23 protein-coding genes and 4 pseudogenes are annotated in these 23,842 nt (G+C 69.0%); 14 read left to right on the forward strand and 13 right to left on the reverse strand.

All coding sequences use genetic code 11. The annotated features are described in order from the left end of the window. Positions 1 to 41: 41 nt before the first annotated feature. Together OO52_RS51200 and OO52_RS50350 are read right to left on the reverse strand one after the other, a co-directional pair. Positions 42 to 350 (reverse strand): hypothetical protein, encoded by a 309-nt coding sequence (locus tag OO52_RS51200; protein ID WP_158712624.1) that lies wholly within the window; start codon positions 348 to 350, stop codon positions 42 to 44. After that, entirely contained in the window at positions 322 to 615 is a 294-nt protein-coding gene (locus tag OO52_RS50350) for a hypothetical protein (RefSeq protein ID WP_030653054.1), read from the reverse strand. Before OO52_RS50350 ends, OO52_RS51200 begins: the two co-directional genes overlap by 29 nt. Before the next feature lie 1,099 nt (positions 616 to 1,714). Between OO52_RS50350 and OO52_RS41975 the strand changes: the two genes are divergently transcribed. Both OO52_RS41975 and OO52_RS41980 read left to right on the forward strand, forming a co-directional pair. After that, entirely contained in the window at positions 1,715 to 2,149 is a 435-nt protein-coding gene (locus OO52_RS41975) for a hypothetical protein (RefSeq protein ID WP_030653057.1), read from the forward strand. A gap of 9 nt (positions 2,150 to 2,158) precedes the next feature. Next, positions 2,159 to 3,019, forward strand: a complete 861-nt coding sequence (locus tag OO52_RS41980; RefSeq protein ID WP_030653060.1) for an alpha/beta fold hydrolase — start codon at positions 2,159 to 2,161, stop codon at positions 3,017 to 3,019. Between the two features lie 87 nt (positions 3,020 to 3,106). On the opposite strand, the pseudogene OO52_RS53490 reads toward OO52_RS41980, so the two are convergent. Then, positions 3,107 to 3,484: pseudogene (locus OO52_RS53490) on the reverse strand (transposase); the annotation flags it as partial. Positions 3,485 to 4,109: 625 nt separating this feature from the next. On the opposite strand from OO52_RS53490, the gene OO52_RS41985 reads away from it, so the two are divergent. Both OO52_RS41985 and OO52_RS41995 read left to right on the forward strand, forming a co-directional pair. Next, positions 4,110 to 4,568, forward strand: coding sequence for a hypothetical protein (locus OO52_RS41985; RefSeq protein ID WP_030940352.1), 459 nt, complete (start codon positions 4,110 to 4,112; stop codon positions 4,566 to 4,568). 587 nt (positions 4,569 to 5,155) lie between these two features. Beyond that, a complete protein-coding gene (locus OO52_RS41995; RefSeq protein WP_030653066.1) occupies positions 5,156 to 5,938 on the forward strand; it encodes a FadR/GntR family transcriptional regulator in 783 nt (260 codons plus the stop codon). On the opposite strand, the gene OO52_RS42000 is transcribed toward OO52_RS41995, so the two are convergent. The 8 genes from OO52_RS42000 to OO52_RS42035 all read right to left on the reverse strand — a co-directional run bounded on the left by OO52_RS42000 (position 5,923) and on the right by OO52_RS42035 (position 14,230). Then, positions 5,923 to 6,759, reverse strand: a complete 837-nt coding sequence (locus OO52_RS42000; protein ID WP_030653068.1) for an amidohydrolase family protein — start codon at positions 6,757 to 6,759, stop codon at positions 5,923 to 5,925. The two genes, OO52_RS41995 and OO52_RS42000, sit on opposite strands and share 16 nt — an antisense overlap. After that, on the reverse strand, positions 6,756 to 7,094 hold the full coding sequence (locus OO52_RS42005) for an L-rhamnose mutarotase (RefSeq protein ID WP_030653071.1): 339 nt from the start codon (positions 7,092 to 7,094) through the stop codon (positions 6,756 to 6,758). The genes OO52_RS42000 and OO52_RS42005 overlap by 4 nt, the downstream gene beginning before the upstream one ends. Next, on the reverse strand, positions 7,091 to 8,272 hold the full coding sequence (locus OO52_RS42010; protein WP_030653074.1) for a mandelate racemase/muconate lactonizing enzyme family protein: 1,182 nt from the start codon (positions 8,270 to 8,272) through the stop codon (positions 7,091 to 7,093). Before OO52_RS42010 ends, OO52_RS42005 begins: the two co-directional genes overlap by 4 nt. Before the next feature lie 31 nt (positions 8,273 to 8,303). Next, the gene (locus tag OO52_RS42015) at positions 8,304 to 9,206 is read right to left on the reverse strand and encodes a carbohydrate ABC transporter permease (RefSeq protein WP_196945999.1); all 903 of its coding nucleotides are present in this window, start codon (positions 9,204 to 9,206) and stop codon (positions 8,304 to 8,306) included. A 2-nt stretch (positions 9,207 to 9,208) separates the two neighbouring features. Further along, the gene (locus OO52_RS42020) at positions 9,209 to 10,162 is read right to left on the reverse strand and encodes a carbohydrate ABC transporter permease (protein ID WP_030653080.1); all 954 of its coding nucleotides are present in this window, start codon (positions 10,160 to 10,162) and stop codon (positions 9,209 to 9,211) included. 1 nt (position 10,163) lies between these two features. Then, the gene (locus OO52_RS42025; protein ID WP_030653083.1) at positions 10,164 to 11,534 is read right to left on the reverse strand and encodes an ABC transporter substrate-binding protein; all 1,371 of its coding nucleotides are present in this window, start codon (positions 11,532 to 11,534) and stop codon (positions 10,164 to 10,166) included. A 918-nt stretch (positions 11,535 to 12,452) separates the two neighbouring features. After that, the gene (locus OO52_RS42030) at positions 12,453 to 13,214 is read right to left on the reverse strand and encodes an SDR family oxidoreductase (protein WP_030653085.1); all 762 of its coding nucleotides are present in this window, start codon (positions 13,212 to 13,214) and stop codon (positions 12,453 to 12,455) included. Continuing rightward, positions 13,211 to 14,230: a (R,R)-butanediol dehydrogenase gene (locus tag OO52_RS42035; RefSeq protein ID WP_030653087.1), complete on the reverse strand. Its 1,020-nt coding sequence runs from the start codon at positions 14,228 to 14,230 to the stop codon at positions 13,211 to 13,213. The genes OO52_RS42030 and OO52_RS42035 overlap by 4 nt, the downstream gene beginning before the upstream one ends. A gap of 88 nt (positions 14,231 to 14,318) precedes the next feature. On the opposite strand from OO52_RS42035, the gene OO52_RS42040 reads away from it, so the two are divergent. The 4 genes from OO52_RS42040 to OO52_RS42050 all read left to right on the forward strand — a co-directional run bounded on the left by OO52_RS42040 (position 14,319) and on the right by OO52_RS42050 (position 18,823). Then, positions 14,319 to 15,368, forward strand: a complete 1,050-nt coding sequence (locus tag OO52_RS42040) for an aldo/keto reductase (RefSeq protein ID WP_078877472.1) — start codon at positions 14,319 to 14,321, stop codon at positions 15,366 to 15,368. Between the two features lie 355 nt (positions 15,369 to 15,723). Continuing rightward, the gene (locus OO52_RS42045; RefSeq protein WP_199820055.1) at positions 15,724 to 18,123 is read left to right on the forward strand and encodes a right-handed parallel beta-helix repeat-containing protein; all 2,400 of its coding nucleotides are present in this window, start codon (positions 15,724 to 15,726) and stop codon (positions 18,121 to 18,123) included. An 11-nt stretch (positions 18,124 to 18,134) separates the two neighbouring features. Then, positions 18,135 to 18,314 carry a hypothetical protein gene (locus OO52_RS51205; RefSeq protein WP_030653096.1) on the forward strand — a complete coding sequence of 60 codons (180 nt, stop codon included), beginning with the start codon at positions 18,135 to 18,137 and terminating at the stop codon, positions 18,312 to 18,314. 77 nt (positions 18,315 to 18,391) lie between these two features. Continuing rightward, positions 18,392 to 18,823 (forward strand): ASCH domain-containing protein, encoded by a 432-nt coding sequence (locus OO52_RS42050; RefSeq protein WP_030653099.1) that lies wholly within the window; start codon positions 18,392 to 18,394, stop codon positions 18,821 to 18,823. Positions 18,824 to 18,889: 66 nt separating this feature from the next. On the opposite strand, the pseudogene OO52_RS53495 reads toward OO52_RS42050, so the two are convergent. After that, positions 18,890 to 19,198, reverse strand: a pseudogene (locus OO52_RS53495) (transposase); the annotation flags it as partial. Here OO52_RS53495 and OO52_RS51210 point away from each other — a divergent pair. Further along, the gene (locus OO52_RS51210) at positions 19,079 to 19,435 is read left to right on the forward strand and encodes a hypothetical protein (protein WP_030653102.1); all 357 of its coding nucleotides are present in this window, start codon (positions 19,079 to 19,081) and stop codon (positions 19,433 to 19,435) included. The pseudogene OO52_RS53495 and the gene OO52_RS51210 overlap by 120 nt on opposite strands. Positions 19,436 to 19,518: 83 nt before the next feature. Here OO52_RS51210 and OO52_RS42060 read toward each other — a convergent pair whose 3' ends face one another. After that, complete coding sequence (locus OO52_RS42060; protein ID WP_234317151.1) at positions 19,519 to 19,974, reverse strand: ATP-binding protein; 456 nt, start codon at positions 19,972 to 19,974, stop codon at positions 19,519 to 19,521. Positions 19,975 to 20,283: 309 nt separating this feature from the next. Between OO52_RS42060 and OO52_RS53500 the strand changes: the two genes are divergently transcribed. The 5 genes and pseudogenes from OO52_RS53500 to OO52_RS53510 all read left to right on the forward strand — a co-directional run. Beyond that, a complete protein-coding gene (locus tag OO52_RS53500) occupies positions 20,284 to 20,637 on the forward strand; it encodes an MBL fold metallo-hydrolase (RefSeq protein ID WP_234339952.1) in 354 nt (117 codons plus the stop codon). Between the two features lie 90 nt (positions 20,638 to 20,727). Beyond that, positions 20,728 to 21,120 carry a hypothetical protein gene (locus OO52_RS53505; protein WP_234339953.1) on the forward strand — a complete coding sequence of 131 codons (393 nt, stop codon included), beginning with the start codon at positions 20,728 to 20,730 and terminating at the stop codon, positions 21,118 to 21,120. 185 nt (positions 21,121 to 21,305) lie between these two features. After that, on the forward strand, positions 21,306 to 22,802 hold the full coding sequence (locus OO52_RS42070; protein ID WP_030653108.1) for an FAD-dependent monooxygenase: 1,497 nt from the start codon (positions 21,306 to 21,308) through the stop codon (positions 22,800 to 22,802). Positions 22,803 to 22,991: 189 nt separating this feature from the next. Continuing rightward, a pseudogene (gene rpmG, locus OO52_RS42075) lies at positions 22,992 to 23,114 on the forward strand (50S ribosomal protein L33); the annotation flags it as partial. Between the two features lie 597 nt (positions 23,115 to 23,711). After that, positions 23,712 to 23,842: pseudogene (locus OO52_RS53510) on the forward strand (alpha/beta hydrolase); the annotation flags it as partial.

Below are 23,842 nucleotides of genomic sequence, written 5' to 3' on the forward strand. Positions count from 1 at the left end.
CTGCCAGGACGTCCGTGGACGGCGCACAGCGGCGGGGCGGCTCAGCGGCTGCGATGGCCGGCCCACAACCGGGCGCCGCGCCACAATCCGCGCGCCCAGTCCTCGCGCGCGGCGATCTCACCCCACTTCACCGCATTGGCCGCGGCGAAAGCATCCAGAGAACGGGCGGGCGCCTGGTGCCAGGCCGGCATACGCGCGGCCCACGCCTCGGCGCCGGCCGGGGTGTGCAGTTCACTGGCAAGAAGCCAGATGACGGCGCTCGCCGCGTCGAGCCAGACAGCGCCACGGCCCGCCCAGACCCAGTCCCCCAGATACGACCGCTCACGAGTGATCAGAAAGGGTCTGCGCAAGCAGGAGCAGGTCGGGGGAACCAGGGGCGTAACAGGCGTGCCGCCCGGTGATGCACTCGAAGCCGAGCAGGCTCCACCCACCGGCTTCCACATGCCACAGCAGTCGGGGGCCGATCGGCGCCACGTGCACACCCAGCTCGGCCTCCCGCTGCTGCGCCCACATCTGCGGATGCGTACGGGGGAGCCCCTTGACGAAGATCTCGCCTCGCGCAGCGCGCAGCCGAGCCGCGATCGCGGCGTTGTTCCCGCCCACCATGGTCTGCACGCCGAAGACCGGCCGGTGTGCTCTTGGACCGCCGTCCGGACAACTGCCGGCAGCTCTTCCCAGCGCAGGCGTCTGGTCTCCACGAACCGCCAGTCCCTTCGACGTGGCTGGTGCAAGGCTGCCCCTCTTGCAGGGCTGAAGGTGGAACTTGCCGGTGAAGGTACCCGCCATAGATAGGCAATGTCCTGGCGATCGGCGCAGCGGGCCGCCCGGTGCCCAGTGCCCGCAAGGAAACCCGGCGGCGGGGTGAGGGGTGCGGCCGCCCTCCTCTGAGTGGCTGATCCAGCACGGGCTCAACCGTACGAACGTCACGATGCCGTCCGCTCCCGGCGAGTGGGCTCCACTGGTTGGAGTCCACTCGGTGGAGTGGATGCCGGACATCGTCGGTGCGCACCACGGCATGGGGTGCGCGGCATCGGTGCGCTCTCAGTGGCCGGTCTCCCGGCCGCGGCGCGGTCCGGGCTGCGGGTGGTGCGCTCGCTGGTCGTCTGGAGCGCACCCCGAGGCGTCGGCTGCCTCGGTGAACGCGTCCCGGAGGTGGCGCGGCCGCTCTGCCGTGAGATCGAGGGTTCCACGTTCCGTGCGAGATCCTTTCGAACCCGACGATCAAGCGCTGCACCTTCCTGCGCATCAACGCCCAGCCCCCGGGCCCCACGGCGCCGCCAGGGTCTTCCTGCAGCCAGTGAGCGTTCGGCGGCGGACCCGCCGCGGTGGAACCGGTGGGCGGGACACGCTGCGTGGTGTGTGCCGCAGGCGCCGGAAGCGTCAGGCTTGCCCGGCGCGTCGCTGACCAGGGCCCACGCGGCATGTGGCCGGGCGCGAGCTGCCGCCGAGCGGCGCCAAACGCGTCACCGACCTCTCCGCACAGCGGCCCTAGGTGTGCTGTCCCGGTACCAGAGGTCTTCGACCACGAGCAGGAAGAGGGCGTCTGCGAAGGGTTCCGTCCGCCCGAGGGCCCGCATCCGGATTGCAGGCGGCCGACAGGATGCCCAGGCTGGGAGGAGCGAGGCCGGGAAGTGGTCGCCGGCCGGGATCGGCTGGTCACCGTGCCGGTGCGACGTCCTGACGTACGGCAGCGACGACAGTCTCGAGGTGGCACATGACATCAGCGACGACGACCGACGCGGCGGAGGAGTTCCGTCGGCTGAGCGACGACGATCCGGAACTGCAGGCCCACGGCACGTACTACTCGTGCAGCTTCCTGCTGGACATGGACCCCCACCGGTTCCTCGTGCGCATGCACAAGGGAAAGGTGGACGAACTGATCACCGATCCCGAGCCGTTGGCGGCCTACGACTTCGCGATCCGCGCGGACGCGGAGACATGGCAGGGCTTCTGCAGCGAGACGCCTCCGCCGATGTGCCACGGCATCTGGGCGGCCACGTTCCGGCGGGGCATGCGCCTGGAGGGCGACCTGCTCGTGCTCATGCAGAACCTGCGCTGCGTGACCCGGCAGCTGGAGCTGCTGCGCGTCACAGGCCCCCTCGGGCCGGCAGACGAGGCCGGGCCCGCTCCATCCCCTCCTGAGACATAGGAGCTCCCCATGGTCAGCGGCAAGATCTCACCGGTCACCGGCCACTACGTCACCATCGACGTGGAGGACGCGCAGTACAGGGTGTTCTACCTGGAGAACGGGCAGGGCACGCCTCTGGTGTGCCAGCACACAGCGGGCTGCCACAACCACCAGTGGCGGGGCCTCCTCGAGGACGAGGAGATCACCGGCCGCTACCGGGTGATCGCCTACGACCTCGCCCGGCACGGCAAGTCGGACCCGCCGTGGAACCAAGAGTGGTGGAAGGAGGAGTACCGGCTCACCGCGGACCACTTCACGTCCTTCATCGTCGCCTTCTGCGACGCCCTCGAACTGCAGGACCCGATCTTCATGGGGTCGTCGTTCGGGGGCAACGTGGCCCTGCAACTCGCCCTGCGGCACCCGGACCGGTTCAAAGCGGTGATCCCCGTCGAGGGTGCGGACTACTCACCCGGCTTCTACCTCGACTGGTGGCAGCATCCCCACGCCAACGCCGCCCAGGTGTGCGCCAGCGGCGTGTGGGACCTCATGGCACCGCAGTCCCCGGAGCAGGACCGCTGGGCAACCTGGTTCTATTACACCCAGGGATCGGAGGCGTTCAAGGGCGACCTGTACTTCTACTCGGTCGACCACGATCTGAGGGACCGGCTGGACGACATCGATGGCGAGCGGTGTCCCGTGATCATGCTGACCGGCGAGTACGACTACCTCACCACCCCCGAGGACGGGCGCCGGACCGCGGAGGCCATCCGCGGAGCGGAGTTCATCGAGATGAAGGAGATCGGCCACTTCCCGATGAGCGAGAACTACCCGCGCTTCGCCCAATACCTGGGGCAGGCCCTGGAGCGGATCGAGAAGCGGACCGGCTCCTAGGAGTATGTACTTCCGGGGCGGCCCTTATGAGTCTGAGCCTTGAAGGCCCTGGTCACAGCCATTCGTTGCGCTACCCAGCCTTGATCACGAACGTCCCAGCCCATGATCATGGGGCTCGGTGAAGATGCTGCCCGGTGGTTCCTTCTGCAGGCCGCCGTGCTTGCGGGCCCCGGCCGCGTGCTGATGGGCACGGCAGACCGTGGAGTCGAGGCTCAGGTTCCAGACGATGGCGCCCTTCGCGTCGGCCAGGGCATGGAGCCGGGTCAGGATCCGGTACCAGGTGCCGTTCCGCTGCCATCGGCGAAACAGGTCGTAGACCCGGTTCCATGGTCCGTATTCGACGGGGACGTCCCGCCACGGAACTCCAGTCCGGACACGAAAACCGTATGCCGACGATCAGTTGCCGCCAGGCCGGACAGGCGGCCTGCTCGACCTGGCCCCCTTCGGCGACAGTGGCTTCAGCACCGCCCCCTGCTCTCACAGCTCAAGATGCACTTTCGATACACGGCCTACTGATCTTAGATCGAAGGGCTCCGCGTCAGCCTGGCCGGCGCCGAGTCTAAGATCAGTCAGGTCGGCTCCGCAGCTTCCCCGGGACCGGTCCTGCTGGGCCTGCCAGCCCCGCGGCCAGATGGAATCGGCTGATCATCCGCCCTCGGGAGGGCGCCGAACCGCACGACACTGCGCTCGTTTCGCCGTTCGGCACCCTTGTTAGCTACCCCGTAGCTCATACGGCGGGCTCCAGTTCTCGAGCAGGCTCCACCACGAGGCGATCGAAGACGGTGGCGAGGCGACGGCCGGCCGGGGCGTCTCGGTGAACTCGATGGGTCGTACAGCGGCTGATCATGCTGGGACAAACGACGAACCGTTGGATGCGTCACCCGAGCATCAACTCCGCACGCACCACGTCCGTCTCATGAGCCGGCAGCCGGAACCTCCCTATTCGAGGGGCGCGGCCGGGGCCTGGTCTCGGCTGTGTAGCCCTTTGGTGTGATGTGCAGCCCCGTCGTGCCGCCCGCGCGGTCCTCCGACGAACCGGCCGTGCGGGCGGCCCCCCGCGAGACTCCCCGAACTCTGAGGCAGGCAGGCGATGGCCCACGCGCAGGTCGGTGATGTCCCCCGCACCACCCCGGCGCCGATCCGCGCACCGCATCCGCCTGTACCCCGTATCCCGGCCGGCCCCGCGGCGGCACCACGCACTGCGCCGGCCTTCCGCGGCGTACTGCGGCACCGGCACTGCCACCGCCTGCTGCTCTCCTCGGTGGCCGGGCGCCTCGCGCTGGGCATGGCACCCGTCGCCCTGATCCTGGCGGCGCGAGCAGACGGCCATTTCCTGGCGACCGCCGGCCTGCTGGCCGCCCTCCACGGCATCGCCCCGGCGCTCGGACTGCCGCTGCTGGGACGGCTGGCCGAGCTGCGCGGCCTGCTCATGCCCTGCTGCCTCGGTGCGGTGCTGGTCGCTGCCGCGCTCGGCACCCTGGCCGTTGCGGGCACCGCCCGTCTGCCACTGGCCGCCCTGTGCGTCGCCCTGGCAGGAGCCGGACGGTGACTTGTCAGCGCGGGCGTAGCGCAGCGCGGCGATGGTGATGTCCGGCAGGTGGCGTTCGTGGGCCTCGCGGAGTCCCACCGCCTGGTCGTCATCGACCGAGGCCGCCGGCGACGTCGCCGCTGGGGTGGCGTCGCTCGGGTCGGCAGCCGGAGCCGGGACCGGGTCGGGCGCGGCCGTGGTCGGCGTGGTGTTCCAGGGGTCGGCGAGGGGGTTCCCGGGCGCGGCGGCGGGCTGGGTGTCCGGCGGGGGCGGCTTCTGCATCCGCACCGGGTCGGCCTGCATGGGGAGGGCTGCTGGGTTCGGGCCGTCGGCGGCCTTCTTGCCGGTGGTGGCCCACTCGCGGGCCTCGGTCTCGGTGAAGAACCGCACCTGGGTCTCGCGGGCGGAGCCGCCGATGACGGCCTGGGCCCGGCCGTGGTGCATCGCCTGCCAGGTCCTCCACCACGGCTCAGGTCGTCGGGAGCGGCGGGATCCGGCTCCGGCTCCCCGACCAGCCCTCCGGCGAGGTGCAGCCGTCTTCGCACCCTCCGGCCTCTGGGCAGGCGGATGCCTGCATCGCCCCTTGATTGAGCGGTAAGGTCATACGTATGCCAACCGAGTCGCAGCCCGCAACCCGCCTGTTCCCGCGACGCCTGCCCGCCGGCCGCCTGGGTGTCGCCGTCGTTTCCGAGCTCGTCGACCTGATCGTGACGGGCCAGTTGCAGGAAGGCGAGTTGCTGCCCCCCGAGGGTCCACTGAGCGAGCACTTCGGCGTGAGTCGCACGGTCCTGCGTGAATCGGTGAAGCGACTGGAGGAGAAGGGTCTGGTGATCGTTTCTCAGGGTCGCGGGACTCAGGTGCGTGCGCCGGGCTACTGGAACATGCTCGATCCGGTGGTGCTGTCCGCGTTGATCGACAACGACGAGACGCTCGGCGTCCTCGACGAACTGACGGTCGTGCGGGCGAGCCTCGAGTCGGCGATGGCGGGCGCTGTTGCCGGATCTCGCAGCGCAGACGGGCTGAGGAGGCTGGAGAACGCGCTGACCACGATGCGTGAGAGCGCGTCCGAGGCAGACTCCTTCCGGCAAGCGGATGTGGTGTTCCACTACGCACTCATGGAGATCTCCGGCAACCGGCTGGCGGAGAACATCGCCAAGCAACTGTACAAGCGCGCCGTGGAGTCCAGCCGCTACCAGGGGATCGACCCTCCTGACGCGTTCGAGCTGACGCTGAAGGAACACGCTGCGATCGTTGATGCCATCTCACGGCAGGACGTCGCCGCGGCCCAAAAGGCGATGCACGATCACATCCACGTCTCGTGGGAGCGCCGTCGGCTGCCCGACCACGCGCCGCGGGCGCGCGGCCGGGCGCGCGGTCAGGAAAGCGAGTAGACGTCCGCGGCGTTGCCGCCGAACACCCGCGCCCGTTCCACCGTGGAGAGCCCGTCGAGCAGGGCCTCCACAGCGGACTTCCAGGGCGCCGCTCCTCCGCCGAGCTCGGCCAACGGCCAGTCGGAGCCATACAGAAGGCGCTCAGGGCCGAAGGATTCCACGGCTACGGTCACCGAGGCGGCAAGGTCGGCCGCACACCATGACCCGGGAGCGAGGCCCGAGGTGAGTCCCGAGACCTTCGCGACGACGTTCGGTCGCCGTGCGAGTTCGCGCAGCCGCGACGCCCACCCACTCCTGTTCTGTCCCGGTTCGGGCGGGCCGCCCAGATGATCCAGCACGAAGCGGAGTCCGCTGTGGCGCGTGGCCAGGTGGATCGCCTGAGGAAGCTGCCACTCGCGCACGACGAGGTCGAAGCGGAGGCCCTCACGCTCGAGCACGGTGAGACCCGCGCTGACCTCCTCGCGCATCATCCACTGCGGGTCCGGGTCGATGCGGGTCAGATGCCGCACCCCGACGACGGGAACGGCGGCGTTCATGCGGATCCGGTCGAGCTGGGGTCCCACCTCCGCCGCGAGATCGACCCAGGCGACGAGACCGGCGACGACCGGTGAGTCCAGCCCGGCGAGCCAGATGCTCTCTTCGAGGCTGTTGCTCGACTGCACGACCACGGCACGGTCGAGTCCGGTGGAAGCCAGCATCCCGCTCAGATCGGAGGCGTCGAAGTCGCGGGCGATCGGGGCCATGGTCTCCGCGTCGATCCAGTCCTGCGGGTTCACGGAGCGGTCCCACAGGTGTACATGGGCGTCGACACCGGCACTCATGCGAGGTGCCAGACTTCGTCGATGGGCTGCCACAGCGCCCCGGGAACACGCTCCTCGGCGATTCTCACCTGGCACGGGTCGGTGTGCGTCCACCATTCCTGCGTGGCCGGGTCCTCGGCGATCCGACGCATGTCCGCCTCGTGGTCCTCTCCTATGTACTCGTAATAGGCGAAAAGGGTGTCTCCGAAGAGGAAGATGCTGTAGTTGCGCACGTTGCATTCGGTGAGCTTGCGCTCGACGCTCGGCCACACGGCGCGGTGCAGCGTCAGGTACTCCTCGCGCTTCTCGGGGCGCACACCCACCACCAGGGCCCTGCGCTCAGGTCGAAGGGTCACGACGGCCTCCCCCCGGCGCGCGACGGGGCGTCCATCCGGTCCGGCTCGGCCACCAGCCGCAGGGCAGCGCGTTCGGGTCGGATGTGCGGTCCGGTTGCCGCGGGCTGGGCCGCGGTGGCGCCGACCGGTGACAGCCGGGACTCGTCGACCACGATCCCGATCCCTGGACGGTCGCCCAGAACGATACCTCCGTCTTCGAACTGCTGGTCCACGTCAAGACCGATCGGAAAGCGAAGATCCTGGACTTCGCAGGTCAGGAGGTTCGGCACGGCGGCGGCCGCGTGCGCCACCGGGTTGGCGTTGTACGCGACGGGGCTCACCGGCAGGTCGTGGGCGTGGGCGAGTGTCGCGACACGAAGGAAGTGGGTGACGCCCCACACATTGCCGACCTGGACGATGTCGACCGCGTTGGCGTCCAGCAGGGGGCGGTACTGCTCCAGCCCGGTCAGGTTCTCGCCGCTCGCGATCGCCGCGCGCACCTTTCCGCGCAGCGAGGCCATTCCGGCCGCGTCCCACCGGCGTAGTGGTTCCTCCACCCAGGTGAGGTCCATGCGTTCCTCGATGGCGGCGACGTACCGGGTGGCCTGGGCGTGGTTCCACGACTCGTTGGCGTCGAACATGAGCGCCGGTCGGCGCGAGTTACGGCTGAGAACGTCGCGCATGATCTCCAGTCGAGGCAGATCGCGGTCGAGGTCGCGACCGCCTTTGAGCTTGCCGGCCTTGAAGCCGCGATCCGCGAACCGACCGTAGAGTTCGGCGAGTTGTTCGTCGGGAAGGCCGTATTCGAGTCCGGAGGCGTACCCGGGAACGAAGCGCGAGCGGGCCCCGAGGGTCCGCCACAGCGGCTCGTCGGCGGCCTTGGCCTTGATGTCCCAGAGGGCCATGTCGACGGCCCCGATGGTGCCGAACGTGGATCCCGAGTGACCGGCTTTGAACACCCAGGCGAGCATTCGGTCGTAGAGCGCCACGACCGACCGCGGGTCGTCGCCCTCGATCGCGGGAAAGACACGCGCGATGTCAGCATGGGACCCGAGGCCGACCCCCTCGATCCCGGTGTCGGTCTCGATGATGAGGACGGGGACCGGCGTCGCATGGCTGGACTGGACCCCGTTGACGTCCCCGGTGATCCTGCCCCAGTCATGGACGGTGCTCAGGCTGCGGTACCCAGTGATCTTCATCGGTCGTGGTTCTCCTTGCATGCGCTGGTGGTCATTCCTTGGTTCCTCCGGCTGTCATGCCCGCGACCAGGAATCGCTGGGAGAACAGGAAGACGATCAGGACGGGCAGGATCGACACGATCGTCCCCAGCGCCAAGGTGGGCAGCTGAACGGAGTCGGATCCTGCGGAGCTGGGGTTGAAGGCCGGGGTGGCGGCCAGGAGTGAGGTGAGTCCGACCTGGATCGGGTAGCCGTCGCTGGACGGGAGCATCACGAACGGGAGGAAGAAGTTGTTCCAGTTCTGCACGAAGCTGAAGAACGCCACCAGCGCGACGATCGGGGCGGCCAGCGGAAGGGCGACGCGGGTGAAGACCTGGAAGCCGGTGCAACCGTCGATGCGGGCGGCGGCGAGGATGTCCCGGGGGATGCTCGTCGAGAAGTAGATGTAGGTGAGGTAGACGCCGAACGGGAAGAACGACATGGGCAGGATCACCGACAGCGGGCTGCCGATGAGACCGACACTGTTCAGCTCGAGAAAGATGGGCAGCACCAAGGCGGTGCTGGGGATCAGCATGACGACGAGTGTCAGCACGAGCAGCGCCTGCCGAAGCTTGAACTCCGTGAGGGCGAGTCCGTAGCCGGCGGGGATGCTGACGAGGAGCGTGATCACCAGAGCGCCGATCGCGTACAGCGCGGAGTTCCCGATCCACGTCGCCACCGCGCCGTCCTGGAAGTCGAAAAGCTGATGCCAGTTCGCGGCGAAGGCCGACCAGGACCCGGGAGAGAACGGGTGGTCGACGACGAGCGCCTTGGAAGACTTCGTGACGGCGAGGAGCAGCCAGACGATCGGGACGGCGAAGAACAGAATGAAGACGACGAGCAGGACGCCGATGATGGAGCGCCCGCTCCAGCCGCTCAGACTCGACCGACGCCGTTCGGTGGAGAGTGCTGCCATGGTCATTCCTTCTCGAAGAGGCCGCCACGGGTCACGAACACCCAGGACAGCAGAAGTGCGACGACCAGCAGGATCAACGAGATCGCGGCCGCGCCGTTGAAGTCGTTCTGCTGGAACGCGTACTGATAGGCCAGTTGGTTGAGCGAGTAGTCGTTGGGAACCACCGCGTTACTGGCCTGGCTGAGCAGCTGTGGCTCGACGAACAGCTGAGTGCCGGCCGCGAGCGACATGACGCCCATGTACGCGACCCACTTGCGCAGCATCGGAACCTGGATCCGCAACGCGATCTGGACGGCGTTCGCACCGTCGATACGGGCGGCCTCGATCACCTCGGTGCTGATGTTGTTGAGGGCGCCGTACATGATGATGATCCACCCGCCGGCTCCGGTCCAGAACGCGATGATGGCGAAGATGGCCGGAAGATGGCCCGGCTGAATCACCTGCACGAAGCTGTCGAACCCCATCGCACTGAGCAGACCGCTGACCGGGCTCGCGGTCGGATCGAGGACGAAGAGCCACAACAGGACGCTGGACGCCCCCGCGAGCGCGCCGGGCAGGTAGTAGACGAAGCGAAGGGTCGTGCTCACCCACCGGACGCCGATGGCATGGACCATCAACGCCAGACCGACGACGAAGACGACCAGCCCGAGAAGCCAGAAGACGAGATAGAAGGTCACGTGCAGCACAGCCGGCCAGAACCGGAAGTCGTCGATGACCTTGGTGAAGTTGTCGAACCCCGCGAATCCACCGTCGGCGTTGGTGAAGGCCAGCAGTACCGCGTAGAGCGAGGGAACGATCCCGAAGGCGATCGTGAGCAACGCGTAGGGCGAGACGAAGACGTAGTCGATCGGACTGTGGGCGACGGCGCGACCGGCCGGCCTGTCGCCGTCCCGGCGTGACCGCCGACCCTCCGGGGCGTCGACGGTCGCCTGGTCACTCGATGGAGCGACGGTCATCTCACTTCACCACGTATCCGTTGACCTTGGCTTGGTTCTCGATCGCCGTCTGCCACGTCGGGAGCAGGTCCGCGATCGACTTGCCGCCGGTGATACCCGGGGTGATCGTCTTCGCCCAGATCGCCTCCTGGCTGAACGTGGGGTACCCCCAACCACCCCAGACCCGCGACGCAGCGGTCACCACCGGCTGCAGCGAGGTGGCGTAGTACTTGCTCGCCTCCTGCTTGGCGACCCACTTCTCGGCTGCGGGGGCGTACGCCGGGTAACCCGGCGCGGCATCGACCTGGTACTCGTCGGCAGTGGTGACGAACTGCACGAACTTCTGGGCAGCCTTGAGGTTCTTCGAATGGCTGGAGATGAACCAGGTTCCGCCACCCACGTTCCCCGTCACAGCCTCGCTCTCGCCCTTCCACGTCAACGGCGCGGCAACGCCGAGCTGTCCGGCCGGAACGTCGAGCGATTCAGGGTTGTGGAAGATCGCACCGGCGTACCACGCCGGCCCCGGCATCATCAGCACCTTGCCGGAGTACTTCTTCAAGAACTCAGGGGTGAACACGCTGACCACCGGTACGGTCCCTTTGTCGCGGAGGGTGTCCAGCATCGAGGCCGCACGCTTGCATTCGGGCGAACCGGTGTTCACGGTGACGGACTTGGGGCCGGTCACGTCATTGGCCTGGCACTTGCTCGCCCACATGTAGACCTCGGGCGTCCAGGCATCGCCGGCCGTCCCGATGACGTAGCCGGGGTGCTCCTCAGCGACCTTCTCCCCGAGCGCCTGGTACTCCTCCCACGTGGTCGGGAGGGCGTAGCCGAACTTCTCCAGCAGGGGCTTGTTGTACCAGAGCACCGTCTGGGCGAGGTCGTTGCGCAGGCAGTACACGCGGCCGTCCACCGTGCAGGGATCGAGCGAGCCCTTGGTGAAATTGCCGAGCGTCTCCTTCGGGACCAGGCCCTTGTCCAGCACGGCCGCGAACGCCTGCTTGCCGCCGCTCTTCTGGCTGGCCCACGCCGCATCGTTGTTCTGGCTGGAGAAGACGACATCCGGCCAGCCACTGCCGGCGCGATCGAAGAGCTGCATCTTCGTCCGGAAGGAGTTGGACCCGTTGGCCGACCCGTCATAGGTGACGACCTTGATCCTCACGTCAGGGTTCGCTGCCTGGAAGGCCTTCGCGGCAGCCTGTCGGTCCGCGTCCACCCAGACGGTGATCGTCGAGGATGCCTCCTGCTTGGCCTCGGGAAAGCCGTACTTCCCGTTCGCCGCGCTTCCTCCGCTGCCGCAACCAGCGAGGGCGAGGAGGGCCGTTGCTACGCCCGTCACGGCGACGGTCGACGCCCTGCGGCGTGAACGCGCCCCGGTGTGGATTCCGACCATGAGATGTCCCTTGTCCTGTCGACTTCGTTGACGACTCCGCGCCGAGGACTGTAGAGCATACGTATTATGTTTGTCACGAGCTCGATACGTCTTGCTGCGAGCTGCTGTGGCCGGTGCGGTCCTCGTGATCGCCCTCGTCTGCGGGCAGGGAGGCAGGGCCTCTCGGCAGCTCGGGGGCTGCTGAGGCCGACCCGCCATCAGGAGGCGGCCCAACTCCGTCCCGCCCGCGCGGGATCGAGCCGCTCATGACGGACGCGGAGTGAGTCGTGGCCGGTCGCCGTCGATGGTGACGGCCGGTCACAGGGCAGGGGGGAGCGGCCGGTCGCCGTCGGTGGCGCCGGCGGGTCAGAGAGCCGGGGTGAGTGGCCGGACACGGGTGTCCAGGGCCGGTACCCACTCCCCGACTGCGGGAGGCGCGCCACGAATTGGCGCCACGCCTGCGGTGCGGTGGCCACGACCCGGAACGCGCCGCGCGCCCTGTGTACCGGCACGGTCACAGCCGTCGGTCTCCCCGCCCTCGCCCGTCGGAGGTCGGCGCCCCGGCCCACCTCGCTCGGGACGCCCCGCACACGGCGATGGTCCTGGAGCGCGTCACACCGGCTGAGCACCGACGCGCTGCTCGAGCCGCCCCCCATGGCCCGGAACGCGCCGCGCGACCCTGTCGGCACCTGCCTTGCCCGCTGTCCGGAACACCGAACGGCTGCGGCAGCGATGGCGCCGGTGATCCCTCGGGGCGGGTGACGACGCGGCCGTGCGGTGGCCGTCTGCTCGCGCTCGTCCGACGCGCCGGCGCATGCGAGGTCCTCGGCGGCCCGCCTCGTGGTACACCGGCGCCGCGTGGGCGCCGACGCCCTCCACGGTCCGGAGGCCGCCGGCGCTTCGGGGCCGGTGGAACCGCACCCCCGTGGCGTCAGGGCCTCATCGGCCGAGCCAGCCACCGTCGACCGGCAGGATCGCGCCGGAGACGTAGCGCGCGGCGTCCGACGCCAAGAAGACAGCGGCACCGGCGATGTCCTCCGCCGTTCCCCACCGCCCTGCCGGGATCCGTTCGAGGATCGCGCGGGACCGGTCGGGGTCGTCCCGAAGGGCCTGGGTGTTGTCGGTCGCGATGTAACCCGGGGCGATGCCGTTGACGGTCACGCCGCGTCCGGCCCACTCGTTCGAGAGCGCCCGGACCAGTCCCGCCACGCCGGACTTGGCGGCCGCATAGCCCGGTACATTGATCCCGCCCTGGAACGAGAGCAGGGAGGCGGTGAAGACGATGCGCCCGTACTGTGCCTCCAGCATCCGCCGCCCGAGAACCTGGCTGAGTACGAAGGTGCTGGTGAGATCGACTTCGAGTACTTCGTCGAACCATTCCAGGGGATGCTCGGCCGCGGGAGCGCGGCGGATGGTCCCGGCGTTGTTGACCAGGATGTCCACCGGCCGCTCGCCTGCGGCGAGTTCCTCGGCGAAGCGGGTCACCTGCCGCCGGTCCGCGAAGTCGACGCGGTGTCCGGAGAACTCACGGCCGAGCCGGCGCACGCGGTCGCCGATCGCCGATGAGGCCGGATCGAGGGTGGCGGAGAGTCCGACGATGTCGGCGCCCGCGGCGGCCAGAGCCTCGGCGACGGCGAATCCGATTCCACGCTTGACCCCCGTCACGACGGCCAGGCGCCCGGTCAGATCGTACGGGTTCATGACGCGCTCACCTCGACGAGCAGCTTCATCGCCCGCCCGGTCTCGAGGAGGCCGAAGGCCGATTCGACCTCTCGCAGGGGCACGACGCCCGTGATGAGCTGCTCGGCCGGGATGGCTCCCTCGGCCAAGAGCTCGATGGCGCGCTCGAAGTCGTGGCGTTGGTAGACCCGTGCACCGAGCAACGTCAGTTCCCGCCAGAACACGCGGTGCAGGTCGATCGGCCGCGGTTGCGAGTGGATGGCCACCACCACGAGCGTGCCGCGGACCTTCGCCAGACTGGTGGCGCCGAGCACGGCGGCGGCCGAACCGGAGACTTCGAACACGACGTCCGCTCCGGCGCCGTCCGTCCACTCCTCCACCCAGGAGACCTGGTCGGCCGACGACGCGTCCAGCGTCGTCAGCCCCATCTTCTCGGCGGCGGCCCGCCGGGTCGCGTCGACCTCGGCGACCACGACCTCGGCGCCGAACGCGGCGGCAACGATCGCGATCAGCACGCCGATCGGGCCCGCACCGATGACGACCGCCTTGTCGCCTGCGGCGAGTCCGGATCGTCGTACGTCGTGAACGGCCACCGCGACGGGCTCCACGAGCGCGGCGTTGCGCAGCGAGATGTCCGAGGGCAGCCGCACGAGTGTCGACGCCGGCACATTCCAGTACTCCTGAAGGGCTCCCGGGCTGTCGATGCCTATGAAGTCCAGGTTCTGGCAGATGTGCTCGTTCCCCGCACGGCAGGCCGGGCAGGTGCCGTCCCAGGCCAGTGGCATGACAGTCACCGCATCGCCCTCCGACCAGCCCTCCACGCCGGCGCCGAGGGCGACGATGGTGCCCGACATCTCGTGTCCGATCGTCGCCGGCCTGCTGACCCGACCGTCCATGTCCCCATGGAACACGTGAAGGTCCGTGCCGCAGATTCCGACGTAGGCAACGGCGATGCGCACCTCCCCCGCACTCGGCTCGACCGGTTCCCGCTCCTCGACCGTCATTTTGCGGGCGCCCGCGTAGCTTGCCGCCAACATACCGATCGACTCCCTCTCGCCATGTCGCAGGCCGCACCGGCCCACAGGGGTGACACAACCTAACAGGAAACATCATACGTATGCTGTCATGGTAGAACTCGACCTCGTGACCAGCAAGCAACCGCCGCGCGACCACGCGCCCACGGAAAAGACGCTGCCCGTCCGGAGCCTGCGCACCGGGCACCGGCTCACGGAACTGGGCCTGGGCGCAGCCCAGTTCGGCAATCTGTTCACCGAGACGACCGACGACGAGTCGTGTCGCGCCGTCAGAACCGCAGCCGAGGAGGGGATCCGCTACCTCGACACAGCGCCGCATTACGGCCTCGGGCTGTCCGAACGGCGCCTGGGGCACGCCCTGCGTGCGACCCCTCGACAAGGTGTGGTCATCTCCTCGAAGGTCGGGCGTCTGCTCGTCGACAGCCCGGACACGGCTGACCGGCTCGACGACGACGGGTTCGTCGTGCCGGCGACGATGAGACGGGTCTGGGACTTCAGCCGCGACGGGATCCTTCGTTCCGTGGAGGAGTCGCTTGCGCGGCTCGGGACCGACCGGCTCGACATCGCCTACCTGCACGATCCGGACGACCACTGGGGGCCGGCATCGTCGAGCGGGATCACCGCACTGACCGAGCTCCGGGACCAGGGCGTCGTCGGCGCCATCGGTGCCGGCATGAACCAGGCGGCCATGCTGACCGAGTTCGTGAGGCGGACCGACGTCGATGTGGTCATGGTCGCCGGGCGGTTCACCCTTCTCGATCAATCGGCCCTGGACGACCTGCTGCCCGCCGCCCATGCGCGCGGCGTCGGCGTCGTCGCCGCGGCGGTCTACAACTCCGGGTTGTTGAGCACTACGGCCGTGGACGGCTCGGCGTACTACGACTACGGGGCAGCGCCGCGGTCCGTCGTCGACCGCGCCGCCCGCATCGCAGCCATCTGCGAGCGGCACGGCGTCGAGCTTCCCGCCGCCGCCATCCACTACCCGCTGCGCCATCCCGCGGTCACCTCGGTGGTGACCGGAATGCGCACCGCTGAGCACGTGCGCAGCAATGTCGCGCGGTATCGGGCGGTGATCCCGGAGGCGCTGTGGGAGGAACTGCACTTCACGGGACTCGTTCCGGACCCCGCCCGCACGGGCTAGAACTCCAGGGCCTCAACTAAACATCGTACGAATCTTGTCGCAAACATCATACGTATGCTAACCCTGTGGCGGGCCTCAAGGCCCCAGTCACAGGAAGCGATCGAACATGACATCGACGTCAGACTCGACACGCTCGGTGAGCGCTCGATGGAGGCGCAGGGCGGGACTCCTCGCGACGCTCGGCACCTGCGCCGCCATCGCATCAGCACTCATTCCCCTCCAGGCGCAGGCCGCGCCCCGGACGGTGTACTTCGCGGCGCCGGACGGGAAGGACTCCGGACCCTGCAGCCCGTCGCAGCCGTGCTCACTCGAGCGCGCTCAGCACGTCGCCCGCCCGGCGGCCAAGCAGGGTGACGTGAGCGTTCAGCTCGCCGACGGCACCTATCGCCTTTCCGAGCCCCTCCGGTTCGGACCCGGCGACGGCGGCGGCAACCACACCATCCACTGGACCGCCGCCCCGGACGCCCACCCCGTCATCACCGGTGCCAAGAAGGTCACCCGATGGTCCAAGTCCGAGGCAGGCGCGGGCATCTGGGAGGCGGACACCCCCCGCGGCCTCGACACCCGCCAGCTCTATGTGAACGGCGTGATCGCACCTCGCGCCGCCATCCGGCTGGCCAACACGGACGTCACCCCCACCGCAACCGGACTCACCATCAAGAACCCGGCACTGAACTACCTCGCCACGCTCCCCGATCAGGAGCGCATCGAGTTCGAGTCCCTCGGCGACTTCACGAACCGCTACTCGCCGGTTCAGAGCATCAGCGGCAGCGAGATCACGATGGCGCAACCGGCGTGGGACAACAACACGTGGGGCTGGGACACCGTCCAGAACTCGTTCCTGGCCGGACCGAGCTGGTATCTCGACAACTCGCTGAAGTTCCTCACCCAGGTCGGCCAGTGGTACGTGGATCCGGGTGCCGGGAAGCTCTACTACAAGCCTGCGGACGGGGTCGACCCCAACCGGCTCGACATCGAGCTTCCCCAACTGGAGACACTGATCAGCATCGGCGGGACGTATGACAGGCCGGTGACCGGTCTCGCCTTCGACGGCATCCAGTTCTCCGGGACCTCCTGGCTCGGCCCCTCGACCGACGGGTACGCGGACCAGCAGAACGGCCTCTTCATCAAGGGCGCCTACAAGTACCGCCCCGCCGACGCCTTCACCAGCTGCTCGCGCGGCTGCGAGATGTTCGAACGAGCGCGCACCAGCTGGTACCAGGAGCCCGCCGCCGTCCAGGTCTCCGCCGCCAGCCGCATCTCGTTCACCGGCAACACGTTCACCAACCTGGGTCAGTCTGCGCTGGGCATCGGAAATGACGCCAACGCCACGCGGACCGGCGTCGGACTGGGCGCCAGCGACATCGACGTCGTCGGCAACCGGTTCACGGAGAACAGCGGTCACGGCATAGCGGTCGGCGGCGTACTGCCCGACGCGCACCACCCCGGCGACCCGAGAATGACCAACCGGGACATCCTGATCGCCGACAACACGATCAACCGCGTGGCGGTGGACTACAAGGACAACAGCGGCATCCTCAGCACCTACGTCACAGACGCCCGCATCCTGCACAACGAGGTCTCCAACGTCCCCTACGACGGCATCGACACCGGCTACGGCTGGGGCATCAACGACGCCGGAGGGTCGAACGACTACGTCGACCGTGGCTACTACAAGTGGAACACGCTGTACACGACGCCGACCACGCTCAAGAACAACCGCATCGAGGGCAACCTCGTGCACAACACGAAGGCACGTTTCGCCGACGGCGGGTCGGTCTACAACCTCTCCGCCAGCCCGGGAACCGTGGTCGCCAAGAACTACCTGTTCAACATCTCAGGAGTCGGCCTCTACCTCGACGAGGGCTCGCGCTCGATGACCTATGAGAACAACGTGGTCCAGGGCGGATCCTTCCTCTTCACCAACGCATACAGCCTCCGCAACAACACCAGCGACAACGTCATCCAGAACAACTGGTACAACTCGGGTGGCGCCTCGACGCCGAACGCCGCGGCGCACAACAACAAGCTGATCAACAACGTCAAGGTCTCCGGGGCCAACTGGCCCGCGGGCGCACGAGAGGTCATCTGCCAGGCGGGGGTCGCGCCGCAGTTCCGGACATCGCTCAACGCGAACCAGTTCGGCTTCAGCGGATGCGACGTCGACGCACCAGTGGCAGCCGGCTTCGCCACCGCCGGTGGTTCGGCTGTCAGCCCCTACTTCGGCCAGAGCGGGGGCGGATTCGGGATCGCGGCGGCCGGCGCCGACGTATGGGGTGCGGGCGATCAGCGTGACGACCAGTTCGGTTCGGTCTACCGGGCCGGTGCCCTGGGGGCCGGTTCGAGCGTCTCCGCCCGAGTCGTCGCAGTCAACGACGCCAATCCCTGGGCCAAGTCCGGTGTCATGGTCCGCAACGACATGACCAAGGCGGGGAGGTCCGCCGGGTATGCCGTCGTCGCGGTGACCGCTCGCAACGGCGTCGTGTTCCAGTGGGACACCGACGGCGACGGATATCTGGACGCCGATGCCCGCGCCGCTGTCGACGTCTTCCGCCCCGTCTGGGTGAAACTCACCCGGTCCGGAACCTCGTTCGGCGCCTCGTACTCCTACGACGGCGCGAACTTTGTCGCGATCGGACAGCCCGTGACATTGACCTCGGGCGCAGCCAAGCAGGTCGCCGGAATCTTCTCCACGTCCCATGACGTGAGCCAGTCAGCGATCAACCAGTTCGACGCGGTCGCCGTCACACCGTGACCACGCCGTAGGTGCCGATCACTCAGGCCGCGACAGGTGCGGCCGACCGGTCGTGCGGGGCGGGCGTACGCCCGCCCCGCACGGCCCTTCTGTTCTTGGAACCCGGGGCGGTGTACACGGGCACTGGCAAGCCCTTCGAGGACGGCAAGCACGAGCCGGGGACGTCCGACTTCTACTGGGGCGTGTTGTGAAAGTGCCTGCTGTGGGTTCGGGAGCGGGCGGAGCGGTGGCCCTTGATCAACGCGGCCGGGCTTCATAACCTCGCTCGATGGGACATGACGCTCTTCCGACTCTTGAACTCGCCTTCCCGGGTCCGGAACGTGACCGTGGTTTGGCGGCGATCCTGAGCGGTCAGAAGACCGCGCTCACGGGTCTCCTGGAGATCTACGAACACGCCGGCGAGGCAGTACCGGAGGCCGGACAGCGATTCTGGGTGCTTGATTCCGAAGGTCGTCCGGCCGTCACGATCGAGCTCGTCGACGTGCGCGTCGTTCCCATGAAGGAGATCGACGACGACTTCGCGCGAGCGGAGGGACGCGGCTACTCCGACGTGGCGGAGTGGCGGGCAGCGCACGAAGAGTTCTTCCAGAGCGATGGCGTGAGCGGGTATCTGGGACACACCCCAGTCATTGATGACGACACCCTTGTCGTTGCAGAACGCTTCCGAGTGGTCGAGCCCGACGAGTCGGGTGGTCCGTGACCCGCGTCCGACTCGATGGGAGTCCGGGAGGATCAACTGGACAGGCCCTGCTGGGACGGCTGCTGGTCATAGCCACTCGTTGATGGCTGCGACCAGTACGGTCGCCTCGTAACGGACGGCGAGCTTGTCATGTCGCGTGGCGCGAGAGCCGTGGGCCTTAACGGCACGAACCTTGTCCGGCTTGGTGCGGGGCCGGCCCGGACCAATGCGGGGCACCCGGATGCCCTCCAGCACAGGCTGGAACTGCGGACTGTCGTGCCTCTGTCCGCCGGTCACGAGCAGGGAAAAAGGCTTCTGGCCCTACTCGACCGCAAGGTGCGGCTTGGTGGTCAGTCCGCCGCGCGAGCGTCCGAGGCCGTGATCGTCAGGCACGGTGGTGCGGCGGTGGAAAGGGGGATCCTTTCCGAAAAGGGCAGGGGATATCCCGGCTTCAAGGCCGCACTCGACCGGATCGGCATCCTGGGCAGCCTGCGCCGCCTGCTCGCCGGCGTCCGGGGCAAGGACTTCCCCGCGTTCTGCTCACCGATGTCGTACACCGACAAAAATTACGCGAACCGGCGGCACACATCCGGCATCCACCACATGTCGTCCGACAACCGCAGGAGGTGCTGACCACCGGCGAACCGCCGGCTGCACAACCGTCCCGGAACCGCTGACCCGAGGTGTCGGGGCCGCCGCCGTGGCGGGACCGGCGGTCAGTCCGACTCCGCCTCCGTGGTGCCGGTGCGGAAGACGGCGGTGACCGCCTTGCCTTCGAGTGCCGGGCGGGCGTGCCAGGAGTCGGCGAGGGCGGTGACGAGGTGCAGGCCCCGGCCGGACTCGGCCAGGGGGTCCGCCTCCGCCGCGCGCGGCCAGTTCGTCGTCCCGCCCCGGTCGAAGACCGTCAGCGAGGTGGCGTTCCGGTCGTGGTGGAGCATCAGGCCCCGGACACCGGCCGTGTGGGAGACGGCGTTCGCCACCAGCTCGGTCACGACGAGGAGCGCGTCCGGCAACCTCGCTCCGAGGAACTCCGAGCAGGTGTTCCGCACCTCTTCACGGGCCAGCTGCTCCGCCCGGCCGGAACCGGCAAGGCTGATCACCCGGCAGGCGCCTGCCAACGGCCACGTCTCCACCGGCACGCCTTCCCGGTCAGGACTGAGTGTTCTGTTCACGATCGCTGTCCTCCCACCCCAGAGTCGCTGTTCAGGTCAACAGATCCATTCAGTTTGATATTCCAACTAACTGATCGGACGCATGAGTTGACCAACGGGCATGACGGACCGGCGTGTTGAGGCAAAAGGGCTGCCCCAACGGCTCGTTCCCGTCCCTCAGCAGCCGTTCACGCCCCTGGCGGCAGCAGGCGAGCGGCGGCCGGTCGTGGACGACCCGCACGGAGGGAAACGCACGGAGGGGAACGCGGCAGCGCCGGCTCCCCTCCCCCGTGACACAGGTGAGAGGTACAACGATGACGTCCTTGGCCCATGCCGTACACGTCAGTCAGATGCAGCCGCTGGCACCGGGCGCCCTGCCGCCCCGGCCGGACGGTGGCCCGCTGCTCTGGTCCCCGCTGTCCACGACACTCGTCTACGGCCCCCCGCGAGGCCGTCCTGGTCGACCCGGGGCTGACCACGGAGCAGGAGGCCGCCGTCGCGGAGGGGGCCGCCGGTTTCGACCGTACGATCACCGGCGTCTACGTCACGCACGCGCACGGCGACCACTGGTACGCGACGGCGCCCGTGCGTGAGCGGTTCCCGGACCTGAAGGTGTGGGCCACGGCCGAGACGATCGCGGAGATGGAGCGGACCACCCCCGGCGGCCGGCCGAACCCCTTCTGAAGAGCGGCGATTCCCGGCCTGATCGGCGACACCCCAGTCATCGCCGAGGCCGTCCCGGAAGGCGGCCTCCAGGTGTACGGGCGGCCGCTCGTGCCCCGTGCCGTCGGGCACACCGACACCGATCACACGACGTTCCTGCACGTGCCGTCCCTGGACCTGGTCGTCGGTGGCAACGTCGTCTACAACCAGGTGCACCAGTACCTCTCCGAGGCCGGCGCCCACGGCATCGACAGCTGGCTCGGCGCGATCGACGCCGTGGCCGCCCTCGACCCGGCCACCGTCGTGGCCGGGCACAAGAATCCCGAGCGCGACGACCCGGCCTCCGTCATCGACGAAACCCGCGACTACCTGCACGCGGCCGCGGAGGTCTTCGCCGGTGCCACCGGCCGGGCCGACTACTTCGAGGCGATGACGCGGAGGTTCCCGGCCTGGCTGAACCCGGGCATCGCATGGCTGACCGCGGTGGGGCGCTGGCCGGAGTGAGCCAACGGGACCGCCCTGTCGCAGTACGCCCTGAGGTCGCGGGCGTCTGCCCAACGTAGGTATGCGAGCGCGCCCGGCGTCTTAGTGACCAACTGGTCATTAAGGCTCGAGCGTCGTACGCTCCTAAATGACCGCCTGGTCAGTGAGACCCGACGGCGCATCTACTCGTCAGGAGCTGAGACGGCATGTCCGAAGACAGGGAGCCCACGCGTCACCAGGTGGTCGTCGTCGGCGGCGGCCCCGTCGGCCTGTGGATTGCTCGGGAACTGGCCCTCGCGGGCGTACGGCCCCTCGTCCTGGAGCGGGCGGAGCAGCGCAGCCCGCATTCCAGGGCCCTGGGTGTGCATCCCCGCACGATCGAGGTGCTGGCCATGCGCGGGCGTCACGAGGCGTTCCTGGCCGGCGGCCGGCCCATCCCGAACTGGCACTTCGGCATGTTGGACCACCGTCTGGACTTCCGGGCGCTGCCCACGCCCTTCCCGTTCATGCTGGCCTTCCCGCAGTCGGCCACCGAGGAACTGCTGGAGCGGTACGCGGTCGAGTCGGGCGCGGAGGTCCGGCGGGGTCACGCGGTGGTCTCCCTGGCCCAGGACGACACTGCCGTCACCCTCCAGGTCCGGGGCCCCGCCGGCACCTACGAGGTGTCCGCCGAGTACGTCGTCGGCGCCGACGGCACCCGCAGCACCGTGCGCCGGCAGGCGGGCGTCGACTTCCCCGGGGCCGGAACCTCCGCGTACGCGTACCTGGGCGAGGTCGTGCTGGACAGTCCGCCGCCGGCCGGGTTCCAGGCCCTGAACGAGGCCGGTCGCCTCCTGGTGGTGCCGCTGCCGGACGGCGGGTACCGCGTCACCGGGTACGACCCGCTCAACCAGCGCCGCGATCCGCTGACGCTCGACGAACTCCGGGACGCCGCACGGCGCATCGCCGGCACGGACTTCGGCATGCGCGACCCGTCCTGGTTGACCCGGTTCGGCAACGCCACGCGCCTGGCCGCCTCCTACCGCGCCGGCCGGGTGCTGCTGGCCGGGGACGCCGCGCACAGCCACTTCCCCGCGGGCGGGGTCGGTCTCAACGTCGGGCTCCAGGACGCCATGAACCTCGGCTGGAAACTCGCCGCCGTCGCACAGGGCAGGGCCGCCTCGGAGTTGCTCGACACCTACCACTCGGAACGGCACCCGGTGGGCGAGGAGCTGGCGGAGCACACGCTGGCGCAGAGCGCGCTGATCACGGGTCTCACCCCGGACGTCACCGCGCTGCGGTCCCTGCTGAGCGACGCGATCGCCGACGATCCGCACTTCTCCAGGATGCTGGCCGGCAAGCTGTCGGGGCTCGACACGGCCTACCCGCCGGCCGACGCGGACGCCCACCCCCTCACCGGCGTCCGGGCCCACGACCCCGAGGGCCTGGGCATCCTCCCGTTGCTGCACGACGGCCGTCCGGTGCTGCTGGCCATGGGTGACACCCCGGTCCCCGGCGAGGTGGCCGAACGGGCGGCGGCGGCCGGCGTCGCGGTGCACCGCAGCCGGCTGTCCACCACCGGCGGGGACCGCTGGGCCGGCGTGACCGCGGCACTGCTGCGGCCCGACGGACACGTGTGGTGGGCGACCGAACGGCCCGCCGCCACGGCCGACCTCGCCGGTGAGACGATCAAGGCCCTGGACTTCCTGCCCGCGCGGTTCTGAGCGCCCTCACGTGCCGCCGGCCGGCAGCGGACGCCTGTCGGCGGCGGTGCGGGCGGCCCGGGAGCGGGCGGTGATCGGGGTCCGCGGGGGGGGTGAGGGCCGGGAATGCGGCAGGGGGTGGCGGTGTTGAGAGAACCGTCTGACATGTTCGAGTCAATCGGCTCGGGCGGTCGGCGGAAGGAGTCCCTCATGGCACGCAGCACCACACGCCCCGTCGTCAAGCTGAAGTCGACGGCCGGCACCGGAGTCACCTACGTGACCCGGAAGAACCGTCTGAACGACCCCGACCGGCTGGTCCTGCGCAAGTACGACGGACACCGCCGGCCGGGTGGAACGCTTCCAGCGACGCTACGGCCGCACCACCGTCGACCGCCACTGACCACCACCCACCGCCGCCGAGGCCACTGACGCCAGTGCCCCCACGGCCCGGCACCGCGCCCGCGGTGCCGGGCCGTTCCTGTACCCGCACACGCCCGCCCGCCCGGAGCCCCACCGCAAGCTCGCTCCCAAGTGTTCGTCACAGACACGTGAAACGGGGTCCCGTGTCGAGGTCCCCACACGTGCGAGCGTTCTGCGCGCGCGGGCCCTCCCACAACTCCGCGAATGGATCACGCGGGCGATCGACGCCGACGAGACCGGGCGACTGACTCCCCATCAGCACTACTGGCGGCTCGCCGACGGCCACCTCACTCATCGCGACGAGGCGTGAACCCGGGAAAACCCGTGGGCGGGCCACGGCTGGGCGTTGCTAGTCCCCGGGAGGCCGTGCGAGAGAGCGAGGAGGTGGTACCCGTGAACGTATCGACATCGGTGCTCCCCTCCGGGGTCACGGTCGGGCGATAGGTCGTCCGGGAGCGCCGTTCAAGAGCACTCCCGAAAAGCACGACCGTGCACTTCACTTCCGAACAGCGCCTCGAAGCCGACGAGCAGGCCCGTGCCGGCCTCCGGCGGGCGATGCGGGCCGGCGAACCGGTCGACGAGATCTTCGAGTCCCTCATCGGCCCGCTGGTCGACAACGCGGTCCCGGAATGGCACACCAC

Origin of the sequence: Streptomyces flaveolus (assembly GCF_000716535.1) — a bacterium.
GTDB classification, from domain to species: domain Bacteria; phylum Actinomycetota; class Actinomycetes; order Streptomycetales; family Streptomycetaceae; genus Streptomyces; species Streptomyces flaveolus_A.

Coding starts and splice junctions, on each gene's coding strand:
- OO52_RS41980 (WP_030653060.1), top strand. CDS start 2,159: ATGGTCAGCGGCAAGATCTCACCGGTCACCGGCCACTACGTCACCATC.
- OO52_RS42025 (WP_030653083.1), bottom strand. CDS start 11,534: ATGGTCGGAATCCACACCGGGGCGCGTTCACGCCGCAGGGCGTCGACC.
- OO52_RS42040 (WP_078877472.1), top strand. CDS start 14,319: ATGGTAGAACTCGACCTCGTGACCAGCAAGCAACCGCCGCGCGACCAC.
- OO52_RS41975 (WP_030653057.1), top strand. CDS start 1,715: ATGACATCAGCGACGACGACCGACGCGGCGGAGGAGTTCCGTCGGCTG.
- OO52_RS42010 (WP_030653074.1), bottom strand. CDS start 8,272: ATGAAGATCACTGGGTACCGCAGCCTGAGCACCGTCCATGACTGGGGC.
- OO52_RS42050 (WP_030653099.1), top strand. CDS start 18,392: ATGGGACATGACGCTCTTCCGACTCTTGAACTCGCCTTCCCGGGTCCG.
- OO52_RS42035 (WP_030653087.1), bottom strand. CDS start 14,230: ATGTTGGCGGCAAGCTACGCGGGCGCCCGCAAAATGACGGTCGAGGAG.
- OO52_RS42020 (WP_030653080.1), bottom strand. CDS start 10,162: ATGACCGTCGCTCCATCGAGTGACCAGGCGACCGTCGACGCCCCGGAG.
- OO52_RS41995 (WP_030653066.1), top strand. CDS start 5,156: ATGCCAACCGAGTCGCAGCCCGCAACCCGCCTGTTCCCGCGACGCCTG.
- OO52_RS53500 (WP_234339952.1), top strand. CDS start 20,284: ATGCCGTACACGTCAGTCAGATGCAGCCGCTGGCACCGGGCGCCCTGC.
- OO52_RS42000 (WP_030653068.1), bottom strand. CDS start 6,759: ATGAGTGCCGGTGTCGACGCCCATGTACACCTGTGGGACCGCTCCGTG.
- OO52_RS42070 (WP_030653108.1), top strand. CDS start 21,306: ATGTCCGAAGACAGGGAGCCCACGCGTCACCAGGTGGTCGTCGTCGGC.
- OO52_RS41985 (WP_030940352.1), top strand. CDS start 4,110: ATGGCCCACGCGCAGGTCGGTGATGTCCCCCGCACCACCCCGGCGCCG.
- OO52_RS42030 (WP_030653085.1), bottom strand. CDS start 13,214: ATGAACCCGTACGATCTGACCGGGCGCCTGGCCGTCGTGACGGGGGTC.
- OO52_RS42015 (WP_196945999.1), bottom strand. CDS start 9,206: ATGGCAGCACTCTCCACCGAACGGCGTCGGTCGAGTCTGAGCGGCTGG.